This window comes from Streptococcus sp. SCPM-O-B-15294 (M123) (assembly GCF_058200455.1).
On the sequence record NZ_JBYQGU010000015.1, the window covers coordinates 13234 to 33390 of the forward strand.

General features: G+C 36.9%; 16 protein-coding genes, 3 tRNA genes and 1 other annotated feature. Of the genes, 11 read left to right on the forward strand and 8 right to left on the reverse strand.

The window, feature by feature from the left end; translation table 11 throughout:
• Nucleotides 1-29: 29 nt before the first annotated feature.
• The 4 genes from dnaN to htrA form a co-directional block, all read right to left on the reverse strand.
• A complete protein-coding gene (dnaN, locus tag AC3E8G_RS08765) occupies nucleotides 30-1166 on the reverse strand; it encodes a DNA polymerase III subunit beta (RefSeq protein ID WP_006595327.1) in 1137 nt (378 codons plus the stop codon).
• 160 nt (nucleotides 1167-1326) lie between these two features.
• Nucleotides 1327-2697 carry a chromosomal replication initiator protein DnaA gene (gene dnaA / locus AC3E8G_RS08770; RefSeq protein WP_485761814.1) on the reverse strand — a complete coding sequence of 457 codons (1371 nt, stop codon included), beginning with the start codon at nucleotides 2695-2697 and terminating at the stop codon, nucleotides 1327-1329.
• A gap of 249 nt (nucleotides 2698-2946) precedes the next feature.
• A complete protein-coding gene (locus AC3E8G_RS08775; RefSeq protein WP_272080753.1) occupies nucleotides 2947-3708 on the reverse strand; it encodes a ParB/RepB/Spo0J family partition protein in 762 nt (253 codons plus the stop codon).
• 65 nt (nucleotides 3709-3773) lie between these two features.
• The gene (gene htrA / locus AC3E8G_RS08780) at nucleotides 3774-4952 is read right to left on the reverse strand and encodes a serine protease HtrA (RefSeq protein ID WP_490677520.1); all 1179 of its coding nucleotides are present in this window, start codon (nucleotides 4950-4952) and stop codon (nucleotides 3774-3776) included.
• Nucleotides 4953-5154: 202 nt separating this feature from the next.
• Here htrA and rlmH point away from each other — a divergent pair, with 202 nt between their 5' ends.
• The 7 genes from rlmH (at nucleotide 5155) to AC3E8G_RS08815 (ending at nucleotide 8404) form a co-directional block, all read left to right on the forward strand.
• Nucleotides 5155-5634 carry a 23S rRNA (pseudouridine(1915)-N(3))-methyltransferase RlmH gene (rlmH, locus tag AC3E8G_RS08785; RefSeq protein WP_490677521.1) on the forward strand — a complete coding sequence of 160 codons (480 nt, stop codon included), beginning with the start codon at nucleotides 5155-5157 and terminating at the stop codon, nucleotides 5632-5634.
• Nucleotides 5635-5677: 43 nt separating this feature from the next.
• Nucleotides 5678-5751: transfer RNA gene (locus AC3E8G_RS08790), tRNA-Arg, on the forward strand.
• Between the two features lie 242 nt (nucleotides 5752-5993).
• On the forward strand, nucleotides 5994-6125 hold the full coding sequence (locus AC3E8G_RS08795; protein ID WP_490677522.1) for a bacteriocin: 132 nt from the start codon (nucleotides 5994-5996) through the stop codon (nucleotides 6123-6125).
• Nucleotides 6125-7450 (forward strand): sensor histidine kinase, encoded by a 1326-nt coding sequence (locus AC3E8G_RS08800; RefSeq protein WP_490677523.1) that lies wholly within the window; start codon nucleotides 6125-6127, stop codon nucleotides 7448-7450. Before AC3E8G_RS08795 ends, AC3E8G_RS08800 begins: the two co-directional genes overlap by 1 nt.
• The gene (locus AC3E8G_RS08805; RefSeq protein WP_154856954.1) at nucleotides 7451-8203 is read left to right on the forward strand and encodes a response regulator transcription factor; all 753 of its coding nucleotides are present in this window, start codon (nucleotides 7451-7453) and stop codon (nucleotides 8201-8203) included.
• Nucleotides 8204-8250: 47 nt separating this feature from the next.
• Nucleotides 8251-8322, forward strand: a tRNA-Glu gene (locus tag AC3E8G_RS08810).
• An 8-nt stretch (nucleotides 8323-8330) separates the two neighbouring features.
• Nucleotides 8331-8404, forward strand: a tRNA-Asn gene (locus tag AC3E8G_RS08815).
• 81 nt (nucleotides 8405-8485) lie between these two features.
• Here the strand turns inward: AC3E8G_RS08815 and AC3E8G_RS08820 are convergent.
• Entirely contained in the window at nucleotides 8486-11074 is a 2589-nt protein-coding gene (locus AC3E8G_RS08820) for a YfhO family protein (protein WP_154856956.1), read from the reverse strand.
• Nucleotides 11075-11135: 61 nt separating this feature from the next.
• On the reverse strand, nucleotides 11136-12758 hold the full coding sequence (locus AC3E8G_RS08825; RefSeq protein ID WP_006595336.1) for an ATP-binding cassette domain-containing protein: 1623 nt from the start codon (nucleotides 12756-12758) through the stop codon (nucleotides 11136-11138).
• Nucleotides 12759-12901: 143 nt separating this feature from the next.
• Nucleotides 12902-13127 (forward strand) — a binding site (T-box leader).
• A 51-nt stretch (nucleotides 13128-13178) separates the two neighbouring features.
• Between AC3E8G_RS08825 and trpS the strand changes: the two genes are divergently transcribed.
• A complete protein-coding gene (gene trpS / locus AC3E8G_RS08830; protein WP_061454648.1) occupies nucleotides 13179-14204 on the forward strand; it encodes a tryptophan--tRNA ligase in 1026 nt (341 codons plus the stop codon).
• A 167-nt stretch (nucleotides 14205-14371) separates the two neighbouring features.
• The gene (gene guaB, locus AC3E8G_RS08835; protein WP_048691005.1) at nucleotides 14372-15853 is read left to right on the forward strand and encodes an IMP dehydrogenase; all 1482 of its coding nucleotides are present in this window, start codon (nucleotides 14372-14374) and stop codon (nucleotides 15851-15853) included.
• An 80-nt stretch (nucleotides 15854-15933) separates the two neighbouring features.
• Here the strand turns inward: guaB and recF are convergent, their stop codons facing one another.
• Together recF and yaaA are read right to left on the reverse strand one after the other, a co-directional pair.
• Entirely contained in the window at nucleotides 15934-17022 is a 1089-nt protein-coding gene (gene recF / locus AC3E8G_RS08840) for a DNA replication/repair protein RecF (protein ID WP_154856964.1), read from the reverse strand.
• Nucleotide 17023: 1 nt separating this feature from the next.
• On the reverse strand, nucleotides 17024-17395 hold the full coding sequence (gene yaaA, locus AC3E8G_RS08845) for a S4 domain-containing protein YaaA (RefSeq protein WP_048691002.1): 372 nt from the start codon (nucleotides 17393-17395) through the stop codon (nucleotides 17024-17026).
• A 152-nt stretch (nucleotides 17396-17547) separates the two neighbouring features.
• Between yaaA and yfmF the strand changes: the two genes are divergently transcribed.
• Both yfmF and yfmH read left to right on the forward strand, forming a co-directional pair.
• Entirely contained in the window at nucleotides 17548-18798 is a 1251-nt protein-coding gene (gene yfmF, locus AC3E8G_RS08850; RefSeq protein ID WP_154856966.1) for an EF-P 5-aminopentanol modification-associated protein YfmF, read from the forward strand.
• Nucleotides 18795-20081 (forward strand): EF-P 5-aminopentanol modification-associated protein YfmH, encoded by a 1287-nt coding sequence (gene yfmH / locus AC3E8G_RS08855; protein WP_490677532.1) that lies wholly within the window; start codon nucleotides 18795-18797, stop codon nucleotides 20079-20081. The genes yfmF and yfmH overlap by 4 nt, the downstream gene beginning before the upstream one ends.
• Nucleotides 20082-20157: the final 76 nt, after the last annotated feature.

A 20157-nucleotide genomic window follows, 5' to 3' on the forward strand; every position in this document is an offset into this window, starting at 1 on the left:
CTAGCCTGTTCAATGCTAGCTTTTGGCCCTTAATTGGTCCGAACTGGTGTAATTAATTGAATGAAGCGTTCAGATTCCTCTGCTGGTACCAAAGTAAAGGGACGAACTGCAGAGATAAAGCGAATGACGACTTTTTCACTTTCAATGGCTTTCAAAGCGTCAATCAAATAAGTTGGATTAAAGCTGATGTTTAAATCATCTCCTGAAACTGCTTCTGTATCAATTTCTTCATTCACGCGCCCTACTTCAGGAGAATTTACGTGGGCAGAAACGACTCCACTAGCAATTTCTAATTTAACAGTACCATTTTGAGTAGCATTAGACAACAGGCGGGCCCGTTCCATGGCTTGGCGAAGATGAGCAACTTTAAAGGTTACTTCCGAACTAAACTCTGTTGGAATCAAGCGATCCGTATCTGGATAGTTTCCTTCCAACAGGCGTGTATAGAAACTGATATTGTCACTTCTAAATAAAATCTGATTATTGGCAAAGAAGACTTCAACCTGTTCAATCTCATCTGAAAAGACAGACGTTAATTCGCGTAAAGAACGGCTTGGAATCACAACATCAAAGTTATCCCCATTTTTTTCAAGGGTAATATTTTTTTGACTCATTCGATGAGAATCCGTTGCCACCGTTTTTAATTCCTTATGATCAGAAAGAACAAAATGAACTCCTGTCAAAATCGGACGACTTTCCTGAGTACTTGCTGCAAAAGCTGTCTCAGAAATGATTTTCTTCAAGGTTTGAATTGGGAGCGTTAGAGGGTTGCTGGCTGAAATTTCTTGAATGCGAGGATATTGTTCTGCATCTTTTCCTTTAAGGGTAATTTCTGATTTTCCACTAACTAATACAATTTGTTTTTGTTCGATTTCTTTCACATCCAAAACGACATCTGGTAGACTGGACACAACATTGATAAAGAAAGTTGCTTCTAAAAGAATAGCACCTGGTGTCGTTACTAGAAGGCCTGCATTTTCATCTTTAACAGAAATAAAGTATTCGATTGAAATTTGTCCATTTGATCCAATGAGAGTAATCCCTTCAGAAGTGACATCAATCTTAATAGTGGATAAGATTGGAATTGCATTTTTTGAACTAATGGCTCTTTTTGTCGTATTTAAAGCTTGTAGGAAATAAGCCTTGTTAATAGAAAAATTGATCATGAGATCTCCTTTTATTATTTTAGTATTAGTAAGTTAATAGTAATAGTAGAGTGTGTGGAACATGTGGAAAACTCTTCTAAAGCCAGACAGGAATTGAAAAGTGCCTTGTTCACAACATGTGGAAAAAGAAGCGAGTTTTTCTAGGATTGTCCACATGGGATTACTTTAATTTTTTCTTGATGGTTTGAATCTCGAGTCTGAGATTGTCATCAATTTCGATCATCCCTTTGATTTTTTCATAAGCATGCATGACCGTTGTGTGGTCTTTTCCTCCAAATTCACGACCGATACGAGGAAGACTATTGTCGGTCATCTCGCGGGCGAGGTACATAGCTACTTGTCGAGCTAGGACAATATTTTGAACTCGTCGAGAGCCTTTCATTTCATTGACACTGACATTGTAAAATTTTCCAACTTCCGTTTGAATCTTTTCAATAGGAATCACCGTAATTTGTAATGCTTCATTCTTACGAGCTCGAATGGCTTCAGCTGCGACATCTATTGTAATATCTTTGATTTTTTTAACTCTTGCCACAAGAGAGATATCATTCAACGCACCCTCTAAATCTCGGACGTTAGAATCAAATTGACCTGCTAGGTATTCGAGTGTATCATCCGGGAAAGTAAAGTCCAGGTCTTCGATTTTATTTCTCAAAATAGCGATTCGAGTTTCAAAATCTGGTGGTGTAATATTTTGCGTCAAGCCCCACTTAAAGCGCGTGACTAGACGTTCTTCTAAGCTATCTAAATGATCAGGACTACGATCGCTGGTTAGGACAATCTGCTTATTATCTCCATAAAGAGCATTAAAGGTATTAAAGAACTCTTCTTGAGTTGTAACCTTTTTTCCTCCAAGCGATTGAATATCATCAATTAAGAGCAGATCCAAGTTTCGATAGGTTTTTTTAAAGGTATCCATATCATTGAGGCGAAGACGCTCTAAAAATTCATTGATAAAGGATTCTGCTGGGATGTATTTTACTCGAGCATTTGGGTAGTTTTCCATAATCTGATTCCCAATTGCGTTGAGTAAATGCGTTTTACCTAAACCGGGTCCTCCATAGATAAATAAAGGATTATAAGTGGTAGCAAGATTTTCAGAAACTGCTAAAGCGGCAGCCAAAGCCCATTGATTTCCGTCTCCACTTACAAAATTATCAAAGGTGTATTTCTTTCTTAATCCTGTTTGGATAGGAGGCAAATCTACTATTGGAGCATGGCTCACTGCATAGTCTCTATTCATTTCTGAAAGGGGAATAAACTCTTTTTCTTCTTCCTCTTCTTCAAGATTGAATTGATAGGAAATGGTTAATTCTACTGCATAAATTTCAAATCCAGCAGTCAAAATTACCTTTGTCATATTCTCTTCCCAGAATAATTTTTTTACTTCCGCATCTAAATAAATAATGGCTTCTTGTTGATCGACTTTGATGAGTCTTGAAGTAAGGACAAAATAGTCAAAGATTTCTTTTTTAAATGTCTTTTTACTTAATTCAATCACACGATTCCAGAATGTTTCTTCTCTTGACACTTATCGCCCTCCTATTCATTTTTACTTGCTATGTTTTTCTTATTTTATCATAAAAGGAGGGAGTTTTCCACAACTTGTTCTAAGGGAATAAAAAAGAGTTTTTTCCACAATATGTGAATAGTTATCCCCAATGTGTGTAGAAGTTTTCCACAACTTGGGGATAAGAAAGAAGAAAGTAGGAATATCAAGTAAGGAGGAGTTTTAAAGAAGTGGATAAATCTGTTAATTGTTCTATAAAAAATAACAGCCTCATTTGAGACTGTTAATAATTCGCTGGTATTCATCAAGGTTGTTAAATGAAATATGAATACTACCTTTTTCTTGTTTTGTCAGACGGATTTCTACTTCGGTTCCCAGCATTTTTTTTAATCTGTTTTCTTCCTGTGCTAAAAAGAGTTCTTTCTCTTTTTTACTTGGCTTTTTCTTTTTTTGACCAACCTTTTCTTCCAAACTACGAACGCTTAGCCCTTCTTTCAGAGTTCGTTCTAACCAATAGATTTGTAGATCTTCTTTTAAAGGAACTAAAATGCGGGCATGTCCTTGTGAAATTTGATCATTTTTGATGGCTTCTTTGACAGCTGGTGAGAGATGAAGTAAACGGACCATGTTGCTGATGTAAGGACGAGATTTGCCCATAAATTGTGCAATTTCTTCATGGGTAGCCCCTTTATCAATAAGATGTTGGTAGGATTCTGCCTCTTCAATTGGATTCAAATCTTCCCTTTGTAAATTTTCGATAATGGCTTGTTTGATCATGTCATCATCTGATAATTCTCTTATAATCGCAGGGATTTCTTTTAAACCAGCCATTTGAGCTGCTCGGTAGCGTCTTTCTCCAGCAAGTAGTTCATAACCAACAATAGGAGATTTTCGAACAATAATGGGCTGGATTAATCCATTTTCTTTGATTGAAGCTGCGAGTTCTTCTAATTTCTCTTGTACAAAGGTTTGACGAGGTTGAAAAGGATTGGTTCGTATTTGCTTTACGTCAATAATATCAATTTTTTCCATGATGTATATAGCATAACACACCTTTACAATTTCGTAAAGGTGTGTTGACACTGTTGTAAATTTACTTAATTTCCAAGATTTTCTGTAGATTTTGTCAGCTCAATGGTAGCTGTTTTTTGCTTACCATCTCTATAGAAAATGACTTTAATTTTATCACCAATTTGATGAGAATAGAGGGCAGATTGTAAATCTGCAGTTGATTCAATGGTTGTGTCATCGATTTTTGTAATGATATCTAATCGACGCAAATATTTGGATGCCGGCATATCATTTTCAACTGAGCGGACAAGAACCCCACCTTTGAGTTTGCTTGGAATGTCTAATTGGCTAAGATCAGAAGAGGATAGGTTAGCCAGGTCCATCATGGTAATTCCAAGAGCTGGACGAATGACTTTACCATCTTTTTCTAAATGTTCAATAATATTTTGTACATCATTTACAGGAATTGCAAATCCCATTCCTTCAACCGCAGTTTGGCCATTTGAAGAGATTTTACTTGAGGTAATTCCGATGACTTGTCCCTGAATATTGATAAGGGGACCACCAGAATTCCCTGGGTTGATGGCAGCGTCCGTTTGCAACGCTTTTGTAGATACATTTTGGCCGTCTTCTGATTTGAGCTTCACAGTACGTCCGAGACTAGAGACAATCCCTTGGGTAACGGAATTGGCAAATTTTGTTCCTAAAGGACTACCAATAGCGATTGCGGTCTCTCCAACAGTCAACTTAGATGAATCCCCAAATTCAGCCACGGTCGTAACATTATCTGAACTGATTTTAACAACCGCAATATCTGAGAAAGTATCAGAACCAACAACTTCTCCAGAAACTTTATTTCCATCTGCAAAGAGAATATCGGCTTTTGTTGCTCCCATTAATACGTGGGCATTTGTTACTAAATAAGCGTCTTTACCGTCTTTTTTATAGATAACACCTGAACCTTCACTAGCTACTTCTGGATCAGAATCTGTTTCTCCATTGATGAAGCCTTTTTCAGAGGTTTCAGCGTAGGTAATAACGGAAACAACAGCATTTTTAACCTTATCAACGGCTTCACTAGTTGATGTTGTATTCTTATAAGCACGATTGACTTTGGTAGATTTTATTTCTTGGCTAGAATTTGTAGAATTCCCTTTAGTAAACTGGAAAGAGGTTAAGGTCCCTAAGATTCCTCCAGTAAAACCAATGACAAGAACAAGCAAAAGTTGCAAAGTTTTTTTTAGAAAATTTGATGGTTGTTTCATAGTTTTCTCCTATTTGTTCCAATTATGGAAAAGTATAGATCTGGTTTCTTAATTATAACTTAAAATGGAAATTTTTTCCACAACTTGTGGAAAACTGTGTATAAGTGTGAAAAACGTGAGAATAGAGCCATTTTTTGAAAGATAGATTCTGTCTTATTTGTTGAAGACTTGTGTATAAGTTCATTTGTGTTAGAATATGAATATGAAAATTAAGATTGTAACAGTTGGAAAATTAAAAGAAAAGTATTTAAAAGATGGAATCGCCGAGTATACAAAACGCTTGGGGCGGTTTACGAAGCTAGAAATGATAGAATTACCGGATGAAAAAACTCCTGATCGGGCCAGTGATTTAGAAAACCAGCAAATCCTGGAAAAAGAAGGAAATCGTATATTAGCTAAAGTTGGAGATCGTGAATATGTGATTGCCTTAGCGATTGAAGGGCAACAATTTCCATCTGAGAAGTTTAGTCAAACCTTAGATGAGGTGACTGTACGAGGGTATTCTGAAATTACCTTCGTGATTGGAGGGAGCCTAGGCTTGTCTCCAGCAGTTAAAAAACGAGCGAATTTACTTATGAGTTTTGGAAAGTTAACCCTTCCCCATCAATTGATGAAGCTTGTTTTAATCGAACAAATCTACCGGGCATTTATGATTCAACAAGGAAGTCCTTACCATAAATGAATCTTGACGCTCCTCCTATTTTCTGATAGAATAAAAAGCATCTGGTCTCATAGCTCAGCTGGATAGAGCATTCGCCTTCTAAGCGAACGGTCGCAGGTTCGAATCCTGCTGGGATCAAAATAAAAACGTGATTTTTACAGAAATCACGTTTTTTTTTTATTACTTAGTTTTTAAAAAAACTAGAGTTTTTCTAAACAGATAGGATAAAAAAATTGTAAAAACTAGATTTTTTGTTCCAAATAGCTGTAAAAATGAACCAAATAGCGGAAATGTTAAAAAAGTCTTTGATTTTTTACTAAAATTTATGTATATTAAATTTAATAATTTAATGATCAAATAAATTATAAGGAGATTTTTTTATGAAAAACAATCCATCAACAGTTTCTAAGGCATTTAAGGTTCTTACAGAAAAAGAATTGCAGCAAATCTGTGGAGGGGATAAACATACAAAAATTTTAATTAGAGATTTGTTTAAAAAAGGTAAAAAATAATGTCGATGAATTATGTGTATTTTATTCTCATTGGATTACCCTTGATTTTATCTTATCCATTAATTGATAGACAGTTAAAACATAAGCATTCAAAATTCTATTTAATTTTAATTATTTCTACTTTACTTCATGTGATATCTTTTATTTTAGGATATTTTGACTTAGATTTATTATATGCTTTCTTTATTTTAGCTTATCCTATATTTTTCTACTCATACTATAGATTCTTTTGTAGATATGATCATTATTTTGCCATTTTATATTCTCTGTTTATTTATCTAGCTTTTGAAACAACAGATACTTTTTTATCAGTAATTTTATCGTCTATAACTGGAGATTACATAGCAACTTATTATTCTATATTTTTTGTTACTCTTATTTCAATTTTATCGATTGCTATCATTACGAGAATTATTTCTATTCTCGAAGTGAATCTTCTCTATTTTAAAGAGCGGGTTTTTAAGAAATTTGTCCAACAATTGATTGTTAGTTATCTTATTTTAACCTTAGTATTGAATGCTTCTCATTGGATAAGTGATATTGCTCATTTCAATAGTTTTGGTAGCATGGTAGCAACGATTTGTTTCTTGATGTTTATCGGAACCTTAGTTCAAATGAAGACGGTTCGAGATCGTTATGAAAAGAAAATGGAGTTGAAGCAAAAGAGGTTCGAACAACGCCAAATGGAGCAGTATATGAATAAAATTCAAGGCCTCTATTTAGAATTAAAAGGTTTTCGTCATGATTTTGGCAATATTATCACTTCCTTAAATTTAGCGATTGAGGAAGAAAATATTGAGGATATTAAACGAATTCAAAGAGATGTTCTTGAAGAATGCTACGGTCAACTCCAAAAAGAAGAATATACAGGATTTGACCTAGGAAATATTCGAGATTCTGCTTTGAGAAGTATCCTAAGTAGGGGATGGATCTATGCAGAGGAAATGGGTGTCAAACTAACCTTTGAAACAGAAGATATTATTGAAAAGGTTCCAATGAGATTGTTGGATCTCGTACGAACCGTTGGAATTTTAGTCAATAATGCTATTGAAGCTGCTAAAATGAGTCAAGAAAAAGAAGTTCAAATAGCGGTTTTTAATATGCCAAATGGAGTGCATCTGATTATAAAAAACTCTATTTCTGATGAACCGATTAATTGGAATAAGCTCTATGAAAAGGGATTTTCAACTAAAGGGGATCGTAGAGGAATGGGCCTTGCGATTGTAAAAGAGCTTATTGGAGAATATGCTGCTATTTTTCTAGAGACAGAGTTGATCAATGGAAGATTTACGCAAAGCTTAGTTATTGGAGAGAAAGGAAGATAGATGAATATTGTATTGCTAGAGGACGAAATTTCTCAACAAGTTCGAGTAGAGAAACATGTGAAAGCTATCGCTGAGGAGGAAGGTCTACGATTAAATATTGTTTCCACCAGTAAAATAACTGAACTAAAGGAATATCTAACCAATGGTGATTTTCATCAGCTTTTCTTCCTTGATATTGATATCAAAGGGGATGAAAAAGCTGGTATCAAGGCAGCTCAAATGATTCGTGAGGTCAATCCTTTTGCGATTATTGCCTTTATCACGACGAAATCGGAATTTGCTACCATTACCTATCGTTACAAGGTATCAGCTCTTGAATTTATTGAAAAAACCTTGAATGAAAACTTATTTAAAGAAAAAATTCGAGAATGCATTCTTTACTTGAAGAAGAATGTGATTGAAAATAAAAATATCGTTGATTTCTTTGAGTATAGTTTCAAAAATATGGAAATTCGAGTTCCATATCGAGATATATTGTACATTGAAACAACTGGAGTTTCCCACAAATTGCGACTTGTTGGAAAGAATTTTCAAAAGGAATTTTTAGGGACTATCAAGGATATACTTGAAAAAGATGTAGACAATCATTTCTTCAGTCCTAATCAGTCTTATCTAGTGAATCAAAGAATGATTGTCAATTTTGATCGTCGCAAGAGACTCTTGATGTTAGAAGAGGAGACGACTTGCCCTGTTTCTCGTACACAGGTGAAAAGGGTCGAAGAATTATTAAATAAAATACAGAAAAAGGCTTGACAATTTTTGAATCGATGGTATAATGGGATATGTTCTGTTAATGACATGGTCCGTTGGTCAAGGGGTTAAGACACCGCCTTTTCACGGCGGTAACACGGGTTCGAATCCCGTACGGACTATATCTCATTCCGCCATAGCTCAGTTGGTAGTAGCGCATGACTGTTAATCATGATGTCGTAGGTTCGAGTCCTACTGGCGGAGCTAAACTAGCATCCTAAGGGATGCTTTTTTTGTATAAAATAAGAGCCCCTTCCAACTGAAGGGGCTCTTTATGATGCAAATTTACTGATTTTTTGAGGATTGAGATTTATTTCGAATAGCATTGTAGCAAGCGAAGGAAAGAATTCCGAGTAGGAAAGCGATGGTTCCTTCTTTTAACCCATGTGGAACGAACTGTAGAACAACTTGTCCTTTTCCTTTAGGGACATCAACAGCCATAAATCCTTTTTGAGCCCTTCGAATAGGGACAGGTTGATTATTGATCGTCGCTGTCCATCCTTTATCATAAGGAAGGGTGAAAAATAGACTTGTATGGTGGTCTGCTGAAAAATCTGCAGTAACGGTATTTCCTTTGGTTTGCACATGAACTTCTTGTTGGTGCAACCTTTCAAAGGCTTCCTGGTAGGCTTGAAGGTTCAAAGCAAAAAATTCTGGAGTTTGGAAGGTTACTGTAGAATTTTCAGGGAAGGCAATTCGAACCTTAACAGTTTCTCCTGCTGTAAAGTGACCAATGGTGAAGAATGGAAAGACATTGTCTGTTGTATAGCGGTTGACTTGGCCATTCGTAATGATCTCCACATCGGTATAATCTTCATTCTCAAATTCTAAAGAAGGAAGGTTTACATAAAGTTGACTATCGTTTTGAACATAGAGCTCATATTCGATGCTGGCATAAGTCAGAAAACTATCTGCTTCAACTTTAGCCTTTTGAGGTCCTTGAGAAGGATCGTCTGCACCAGTTTTCAGTGGATGTAATCGCTGATAGTAAGTCAACGATTGACCCGTTAGATGATTGAGAAAGTTCTTTTGGTTATCTAAGGTTAGATTAGAAAATGGGATATCCTTGTAGGGACTTGCTGTTAGAAATGCTAGTGAAAGAGCTTTTTCATTTTGATACAAGGTCTGATTTCCTTGCGTTTCCAATTTATGAAAAGCAAACTTTTGGGGATTCCTATCTGAAATATTGTATTTGATCCCGAACAGACTATCCATTAGTAATGTATTGTTTTGATAGCGCAAGTTCAAGTTGGTTCCATCTGATTTAAAACCTAGTTTGTCTAGGGTCGAACTGGTATCTGTATTTCTGACAGATGAAAATTGGGAGATCCCTCTAAAATTGTATTTCATACTATCATTACCTGTTTGAGGTTGGAGAATCTCTGTTCGGTAAAAATTTTGATCATTCTGTAAACTTGATGTCAATTTATCAATTGCTGGAATCTTTCCTTGGTAAGAAGAACGAGCTGCAAATACCCATTCATTTGCAATCCCATCCATTTGATAATAGCTATTTATACCAATTTCAAATAGACAGAAGAAAAGAATAACAGCAGAAAAAATTGGATAAGAAAGTTTACGAACTGTAAAGGCAAGTGTCACAGTAAAGAATACAAGAAGGAATTCTAGTGTCAAGACAAAATGACTGCTTGTCAAGAAAGGATAGTGCTTGCGATAGAGAAAGGTAAGGATAAATCCAATGCTAAGCAAACTGAAAGCTAGGCAGAGTCGTTGCCAATTAATTTCTTTTAACCGATTGAGGACTTCTGCTGCAATGAACAAAATAGTCAATGAAAAGAGCCAGGCATAACGGTGAAGAAACATATTAGGAGCATGCATGCCCTGCCAGAATAAATCCAAAGCTTGTAAATAGAAACTTGCAATAAGAATGACTAATAAGGTCAAATATGCTAGTTTCACGTGAAACCGAATCGATTTGACAAAGAAAAATAGAAAGGCAAGTAAAAATGGGAACAGACCAACATAGATCATAGGGATAGCCCCATATTTTGTTGTATCAAAGCTACCAATCAAGTTCTTTGCAAAAACGTCTAAGTACCAACTATTTTCTGTAAAGGTTCTTGTAATCTTGGTAAAGTTTTCCCCATGAGTTCGTAAATCCAATATGGTGGGGTAAATCATGATCAAGCTAGTGACCCCTGCTAAAATTGACACAATTGTAAAGTCAAAGAAAGAAGATTTTCTTTCTTTAAAGTCCCAGGAAAGCTGAGTAAAATACCATAAAGTTAAGAAGAGAGCCATCATAAAACCAAAATAATAATTTTGGATGAAGAGGATGGTCAGATTTATAAAGTAGAGAACTCGCTTCTTTTGAGTCATTAAACGGTGTAAACCTAAGAGAATGAGCGGAGCCAAAATGAAGACATCGAGCCAGGTTTTGATTTCAATCTGACTTATGGAGAAACTCATTAACGCAAATAAAGTTGACAGTGAAAGAATTAAGAATTGTTGGAGTTTAGGATAGATTTCCTTAATGGAATAATAAGTTGACAACCCAATCAAGCCTATTTTTATTAGTGTAAAGAGATAGACGGAATCAACCATGGATAAACTGTCAAAAAAGAAGACAAAGGGAGATAGAAAGCTTCCTAAGTAATAGCTGGAAAGAGCGTAGAAATTTAAGCCGAGCCCACTTGTAAAACTGTAAAGGAAGCTGTCGGTTCCGTGTAAAATATTTCGTAAAGTAACGTCGAAAATAACGTATTGATGAAAGCCATCACCTAATAAAGGAGAAGTTTCACTCCCCCAGTAAATGCCCTGACTGAGGTAGACGAAAAATAAGATTGTAAAGGGAAGTAAAAAAGCTGTAAAGTAAACAATGATGGGGTGTGATAGATATTTTTTAAATTTCATATAGTCTATTGAAAGACCCTGAAACAAAGGTTCCAGGGTTTTTGATCATTTGGAGTGATTTTTAGTCTTTCCAAAGTTCTTTAACTTTTGCTTGAACTTCTTGGTTTTCTAAGAATTCATCATAGGTTTCATCAATCCGGTCAATGACACCATTTTTTGAAAGAACAATGATATGGTTGGCAAGAGTTTGAATAAACTCATGGTCGTGACTGGCAAAGATGATCGATTCTTTGAAGTTTTTCAATCCATCGTTCAAGCTTGAAATTGATTCCAAGTCCAAGTGATTTGTAGGATCGTCAAGTACAAGAACGTTTGACTTCAAAAGCATGAGTTTTGAAAGCATCACGCGCACTTTTTCTCCCCCTGACAAGACGTTGACAGGCTTGTTAACCTCATCTCCAGAGAAGAGCATGCGTCCGAGGAATCCACGAAGGAAGGTATTGTCATCTTCTTCTTTACTTGCGAATTGACGGAGCCAGTCAAGAATTGACTCGCCACCTGCAAAGTCAGCTGAATTGTCTTTTGGTAAGTAAGAGCGGCTAGTTGTAACTCCCCACTTGACAGTTCCTTCATATTCGATTTCACCCATAATAGCGCGGATCAAGGCAGTTGTTTGGATGTCGTTTTGTCCGATAAGAGCTGTCTTATCACCTGGTCGTAAGATGAAGCTGATGTTGTCAAGAATAGTTTCACCATCAATCTTTACAGATAAGTTCTCTACTGTCAACAGATCATTCCCAATTTCTCGTTCCGCTTTAAAGCTGATAAATGGGTATTTACGACTAGATGGGACAATTTCTTCTAACTGAATCTTGTCAAGCATCTTTTTACGTGACGTTGCCTGTTTCGATTTTGACGCATTGGCAGAGAAACGAGCCACAAATTCTTGTAATTGTTTGATTTTTTCTTCTGCTTTAGCATTACGGTCTGCTAACAACTTGGCAGCCAGTTCAGATGATTCTTTCCAGAAATCATAGTTACCAACATAGAGTTTGATTTTTCCAAAGTCTAGGTCGGCCATGTGGGTACAGACTTTATTCAAGAAGTGACGGTCGTGGGATACAACGATAACGGTATTCTCGAAATCAATCAAGAAGTCTTCTAACCAGGTAATGGATTGAATATCAAGACCGTTGGTTGGCTCGTCCAAAAGAAGGACGTCTGGTTTACCAAAGAGAGCTTTTGCTAGGAGGACTTTTACTTTATCCCCATTTGCTAGTTCACTCATATTTTGGTAGTGGAGCTCTTCTGGAATATTCAGATTTTGGAGGAGTTGTGAAGCTTCACTTTCCGCTTCCCAACCACCTAGTTCAGCGAATTCTCCTTCGAGTTCTGCTGCGCGTACACCGTCTTCATCTGAAAAATCTTCCTTCATATAGATAGCATCTTTTTCCTTCATGATGCTATAAAGTTTTTCATTTCCCATGATAACGACATCAATGGCACGCTCATCTTCGTAGTCAAAGTGATTTTGACGAAGAACAGAAAGACGTTCGTCTGGTCCAAGAGAAATATGACCAGTTGTCGGTTCAATATCCCCAGCTAAGATTTTTAAAAAGGTTGATTTTCCAGCACCATTGGCCCCAATCAAACCATATGTATTTCCTTCTGTAAATTTGATGTTGACATCATCAAAAAGTTTACGATCACTAAAACGTAGTGAGACGTCTGTAACTGTTAGCACGTATAGTTCTCCTCTTTTTCTGTCTATATAAGCCTATTTTACTAGAAAATGCTTGATTTTTCAATGAATACCCTTATGCATTGGAGGAAGTCATTTAGTCTATAGAAAAGGGTGAAGAACTTGACTTTCCTTTGATGTCATTATATAATGAAAAGCAATCAGAAGAGTAATCTGTATTCGTTTTTTAGAGAGCTTATGGTTGCTGAAAATAAGCAACGAAACAGAATGAAATGGACTGATGTTCAAATAGAATCTTAACCAATAGAGATTCGGCTAGCAGGCCTTATGTGCAGCTCATTTGTGATGAGTCAGAGAGAACAGCATATGCTGTTCTAAGTGAGGTGGCACCGTGTCTCAGACGCCCTCGCATAGTTTTTGCTATGCGTGGGCTTTTATTTTGTACTTCAGGGAGGAAGAAAAATGACCAAGCCGATTATTTTAACTGGAGATCGCCCGACTGGGAAGCTCCATATTGGACACTATGTCGGTTCGTTGAAGAATCGAGTTCTTATGCAAAATGAAGACAAGTATCAGATGTTTGTCTTTTTAGCCGATCAGCAAGCCCTAACGGATCATGCTAAAGATCCGCAAACCATTGTTGAATCTATTGGAAATGTTGCTCTAGATTATTTAGCAGCTGGCTTAGATCCAAAGAAATCAACTATTTTTATTCAAAGTCAAATCCCTGAGCTAGCGGAATTGACCATGTATTATATGAATTTGGTCTCTGTTTCACGTTTGGAACGAAACCCAACCGTTAAGACAGAAATTTCCCAAAAAGGGTTCGGTGAGTCTATTCCATCTGGTTTTTTGGTTTATCCTGTTTCCCAAGCTGCAGACATTACCGCTTTTAAAGCCAATCTCGTGCCTGTTGGAACTGACCAAAAGCCCATGATTGAACAAACTCGTGAAATTGTTCGTTCCTTTAATCATGCGTATCATTGCGATGTCTTGGTTGAACCGGAAGGAATTTTCCCAGAAAATGAGGCCGCGGGTCGTTTGCCTGGCTTGGATGGGAATGCCAAAATGTCCAAATCTCTTGGCAATGGTATCTATTTAGCGGATGATATGGACACCTTGAAGAAAAAGGTCATGAGTATGTATACAGATCCTGAGCATATTCGTGTCGAAGATCCAGGGAAAATTGAAGGAAATATGGTTTTCCATTATTTGGATGTTTTTGGCAAAGAAGAAGATCAGGCGACCATTCAAAACATGAAAGACCATTACCAACGGGGTGGTTTAGGTGATGTTAAAACCAAACGCTATTTGTTAGAAATTCTTGAGAGAGAGTTGGGTCCTATTCGCGAACGGCGGATTGAATTTGCTAAAGATATGGGTCAAGTTTATGATATGCTTCAAAAGGGTAGTGAAGTAGCCCGTTCGGTTGCAGCAGAAACGCTTGATCAAGTCAAGTCTGCCATGGGATTAAACTATTTCAAGTAAGTGCTTGATATTGAGATGATTCAATAAAATAAATGATTCAAAAGAGGTACCAACACCTCTTTTTGAAATATTGTACAAATGATTGACAAATTATCTTAGAATGGTATGATATTATCAATCAAAAAAGACGAGCTTGGCTCAAAAAGAAAGAAAAGAGGAAAATGGGAATGTCAAATTGGGACACTAAATTTTTGAAAAAAGGTTATACCTTCGATGATGTATTGCTCATTCCAGCTGAAAGTCATGTATTACCAAACGATGCAGATCTTCGTACAAAATTGGCGGATAACCTTGTGTTGAATATCCCAATCATCACAGCTGCGATGGATACAGTCACTGAAAGCCAAATGGCTATTGCCATTGCCCGTGCTGGAGGACTTGGGGTTATTCATAAAAATATGTCCATTGCCCAACAAGCAGATGAAGTTCGTAAAGTAAAACGCTCTGAAAACGGCGTTATCATTGACCCATTTTTCTTAACACCTGAGCATACCATTGCTGAAGCCGATGAACTCATGGGACGGTACCGTATCAGTGGTGTTCCTGTGGTTGAAACCTTGGAAAATCGTAAACTAGTTGGGATTTTGACCAACCGCGACTTACGTTTTATTTCTGATTATGATCAACCAATTTCAAATCATATGACTAGCGAGAATCTAGTAACTGCACCAGTCGGTACTGATTTAGAGACCGCTGAACGGATTCTCCAAGAACACCGCATTGAAAAATTGCCGTTGGTAGATGAGAATGGTCGTTTGTCAGGTTTGATTACCATTAAAGATATCGAAAAAGTTATTGAGTTTCCAAATGCAGCGAAAGATGAATTTGGTCGTCTTTTAGTAGCAGGTGCTGTCGGAGTTACATCTGACACTTTTGAGCGTGCGGAAGCATTATTTGAAGCTGGTGCGGATGCCATTGTCATCGATACAGCCCATGGTCATTCTGCAGGGGTTCTTCGTAAAATTGCTGAAATTCGTGCTCATTTCCCAGATCGCACCTTGATTGCAGGTAATATTGCTACAGCTGAGGGAGCGCGTGCTCTCTATGATGCAGGTGTTGATGTTGTTAAGGTTGGGATTGGGCCAGGTTCTATCTGTACAACTCGTGTGATTGCAGGTGTTGGGGTTCCTCAAGTTACAGCGATCTATGACGCAGCAGCTGTTGCGCGTGAATATGGAAAAACAATCATTGCTGACGGTGGGATCAAGTATTCTGGAGATATTGTAAAAGCCCTTGCAGCTGGTGGTCATGCAGTCATGCTTGGATCTATGTTTGCAGGAACAGATGAAGCACCAGGTGAAACTGAAATCTTCCAAGGACGTAAGTTCAAGACTTATCGTGGTATGGGGTCTATTGCAGCAATGAAGAAAGGTTCAAGCGACCGCTACTTCCAAGGTTCTGTTAATGAAGCCAACAAATTGGTTCCAGAAGGAATCGAAGGTCGGGTTGCTTATAAGGGTTCAGCAGCCGATATCGTCTTCCAAATGATTGGTGGTATCCGTTCTGGTATGGGCTATGTTGGAGCTGCCAACCTTCAAGAATTGCACGAAAATGCACAATTTGTTGAAATGTCTGGGGCAGGTTTGAAAGAAAGCCACCCACACGATGTTCAAATTACCAATGAAGCACCAAACTACTCAGTTCAATAAAAAATAAAAGTGTGAAATCTTATGATTTCACACTTTTATTGTGTCAAAATGTTGTCAATCAAGATTGACAACATTGTTAATTATTCGTCAACTTGACCTGATTGAATATTGAAGATTTTTAAGTCTTCTGGCAAGTCTTTTAGGTGATCTAGGGTTGTAGTTGTAATAAACGTTTGGATGTCACGAGAGATAACTTCTAGCAAATGTAGTTGACGATTGTTGTCAAGTTCACTCATGACATCGTCTAAGAGTAAAATCGGCTTTTCATTTGTCAAGGATTCAATTAATGAAATCTCTGCTAATTTTAAGGAAAGAACAACACTGCGGTGCTGCCCTTGGCTACCAAAAGTCGCATTCATATCATTGATGTAAAAGCTAATGTCATCTCGGTGAGGACCAACACTGGTTGTTTTTTTGATGAGATCTCTTGTCCGATTTTCTCGAAGCAAGGTGATAAAGGTTTGGCGAAGTGTCTCCTCATCTTGAAAAGGAATGGAGGAATCATACCGAATAGATAGTTTTTCAGTTTGATTCGAAATTTCAAAATGTTTCTCTTGTCCAAAGTCTTCTAATTTTTTAAGAAAATCTTTCCGATGGATACAGACCCGGCTACCATAATCTGCTAATTGCTCATCCAAAACATCTAAAAAGGTTGGGTCTACGGTAGTTGCCGTTTTTAAGTAACTGTTTCTCTGCTTTAAAACATGATGATAGGCTGTTAAATCCGATAGATAGACAGGTTTCATCTGGCCTAAATCAATATCAATAAACTTGCGGCGAAGAGCGGGTGAGCCTTTAACAAGTTGTAAATCCTCTGGAGCAAAGAGAACCACATTCATGTTACCGATATAGGTTGATAACTTGCTTTGTTTTAAGTGGTTTACTTTAGTGACTCGTCCTTTTGAGGATAAGGAAATTTCTAAAGGGATTGAGCCGGTCTTTTTTTCTAGGACCCCTGAAACAGTAAATTGTTCCTCTTGAAAATGAATTAGATCTTTATCGGAACGGGTCCGATGGCTGCGGGTCAAGGCTAAAAAGTAGATGGATTCGAGGAGATTGGTTTTTCCTTGAGCATTTTGGCCTAAGAAAATATTCAAACGAGAGTGGAATTGAAGATCTACTTCTTTATAATTTCGAAATTTCTGAATGTGTATGGATTTAAGCCACATATTATGTTCCTGGGAAACGAACAGGCTTCCGCTTATTCTCTTCTTTTTTAGGTTTAGAATCTTTTTTTTGTTTTTGTTCTTTGTTTAATTTCTTTACCAATTGAGCAACGCGTTCTTTTTCCAGCTTGTCCGCTTGATAGTCTTCAATCTCTTCTGGACTAGGTTCTGTCAGTGTTATGACTTCCTTCTCACCAATTACTTCGATTGTATCTCCGACTCGTAACTTACGTCCTCTTCTGGTTTCCACTTCTCCATTGACCTCTACTTGATTTTCGTGTAAAAAGGCTTTGATAGCTCCACCGCTTTGGATGATACCCAGTTCTTTAAATAGGGCTTGTAGTGTGATAAATTCATCAAAAAGTTTATAGTTCATAGTTCACCTCAATGATAGTTATTATACCACAAAAGGATGAAAAACCTAAAATAGGGCGAGTCAGTGTAAACGTTTTTTAATCTGTCTGGGAAAGATTTTACTGGGATTTCATGATATAATGAAGAGTAATATTTGTTAGAACGAGGATGACGATGGAATTAGTTACTGGTGTTCGAATCCATTTTATGAAATCAGAAAAATTTAAGACCAATGAGATAAAAGTGCGGTTCTCAGCCCCTCTTTCTGAAGAAACAATAGCAGGACGGGTTCTAGCCTCACGCATGATCGAAACAGCCAATCAACTTTACCCAACTTCACAGCAATTTAGAGAGCAGTTGGCGAACTTGTATGGGGCCAATTTCTCTACTTCTGTTTCAAAACGCGGTCAAATGCACTACATTGATATTAATTTATCTTATGTCCGTGATTCTTTTTTGAGCAAGAAAAATGTCCTGACAGACCAGATGTTGGATTTATTAAAGGTATCTCTTAATGCTCCTCTTGCCGAAAACGGGTGCTTTCATTCAGAAACTTTTTCAGTAGAGAAAAAAAATCTCATTACAGAACTAGAAGCAGAAATTGAAAATCATTATTATTATGCCCACCAACAATTGAATCGGTTGTATTATGATCAAGCTGATATGAAACTGAGCAAGTATGGAAGTGTCCAGCAGATTCAGAATGAGGATGAAGGGTCAACTTATCAAGCATTTCAAGAAATGCTTCAAACAAATCTGATTGACTTTTTCTTTATGGGTGATTTCAATGAACTAGCGGTCATTGAAAAGATTAGTGAATTTGGTTTACAACCTCGTAAATCTCATGTCAATCTATTTTATGCCCAATCTTTTTCAAATGTTGTCAGAGAAGGACTTGAGCAAAGAGAAACTCATCAATCTATTTTAGAGTTAGGTTATCATTTTCCTGTTCAGTATGGAGAAAAAGAGCATTTTGCTTTGATTGTTTTAAATGGTTTACTGGGTGCTTTCTCTCACTCAAAATTGTTTACAGTCATTCGAGAAAAAGAAGGATTGGCTTATACTATCTCTAGCCATTTTGATATTTTTTCTCATTTTATGCGGATCTATGCAGGGATTGATCGAAAAAATAGAACCCGGACCATGACTCTAATGAGTCGTCAAGTAAGTGACTTGAAGAGAGGGAAGTTTACAAGTGAAGAGCTGCGCTTGACAAAAGAAATGATTATAAATGCTGCAAAATTGTCGCAGGATCGACCTGGTACCTTGATTGAAAGAGCTTATCTACAATCTACTTTAGGAAAACAGTTCTTGTCAATTGATGATTGGATCCAAGCTATTCAACTGGTGACGAAAGAAGAAATTATGGCTGTTGCCAAATCACTCAAATTACAAGCGGTCTATTTTATGGAAGGAAGAGAATGATAAAGAAAGATTTGGAGAAAATAGATTATCCAGCTGTTGGAGAATGTGTTTATCAGACAAGTCTCCAAAATGGATTGAAGTTATATTTAATTCCAAAAGCGGATTTTAATGAAAGCTATGCAATCATTTCTACTAAATTCGGTTCTATTGACACAAGATTTACAGTGGATGGAGTAGAGGGAATAAAAGAATTTCCAGCAGGGATTGCACATTTTCTTGAACATAAATTATTTGAAGATCAAGACGGTCAAGATTATTTACAGCATTTTGTAAAGCTGGGAGCTGAAAGTAATGCCTTTACTAGCTTTACACAAACTAGCTATCTCTTTTCGACCACCTCGAATGTCAATGAAAATCTGAGATTGTTACTGGAGATGACACAATCTCTTCATCTCTCAAAGGATTCTCTAAAGAAGGAACAATTGATTATTCAACAAGAAATCGAAATGTACCAAGATAGTCCTGACTACCAATTATTCTTTAGGGCGTTGGCAAATCTCTATCCAGAAACACCTTTAGCCCAAGATATTGCAGGTACTGTATCTTCTCTCTCCCAAATTGATGAAAAAAGTTTACAGGATAATTTCGATTATTTCTACCAACCATCCAATATGCAGCTAGTGGTTGTCGGAAATTTTGACCTTGACAGTCTTGTTAACCTTGTTTCTGAATTTGAGATGAAGACCTCTTCAAATCCTCTTCCTCATATCTCACCCGTGGACTTAAATCCAGTTGTTCAAAATGAGACAAGTCGGATGGAAGTTGCCTCACCGAAATTAGCAATTGGAATTCGTGGAAGAAATCAGATTCCTCCTCTTTACCAGTATCGCTATAAGATTATCCTCAAATTATTGTTTGCAATGATGTTTGGATGGACATCTAAACGATTTCAGTCACTTTATGAAGTTGGTAAACTTGACAACTCCTTGACGCTAGAAATTGAAGTAGAGTCTTCTTTTCACTTTGTGATGTTAACGATGGACACCTCGGAACCTGTCAGTATATCCCATCAGTTCAGAACGGCCGTTAAGAATTTTGAGAAAGATCCTGATGTGACTCAAGAGCATTTGGATACGATTAAAAGTGAAATGTTTGGAGATTTTCTACACGGTTTGAATTCCTTGGATTATATTGCGACTCAATTTAATCCAATTGAGACAGGTGAAAACTTATTTGATCTTCCAAAAATTTTACAGAGTATTTCTTTACAAGATGTTGTAAAGGTTGGGCGAGATTTTGTCAATGCTTGTGATATGACGGACTTTATCATTTTCCCTAAATAACGGGATAATAGTGGAATGATGTTTTTGTCGAATTAAATCGACGTTGATTTTGTCAATTAGATGTAAATGATCATGT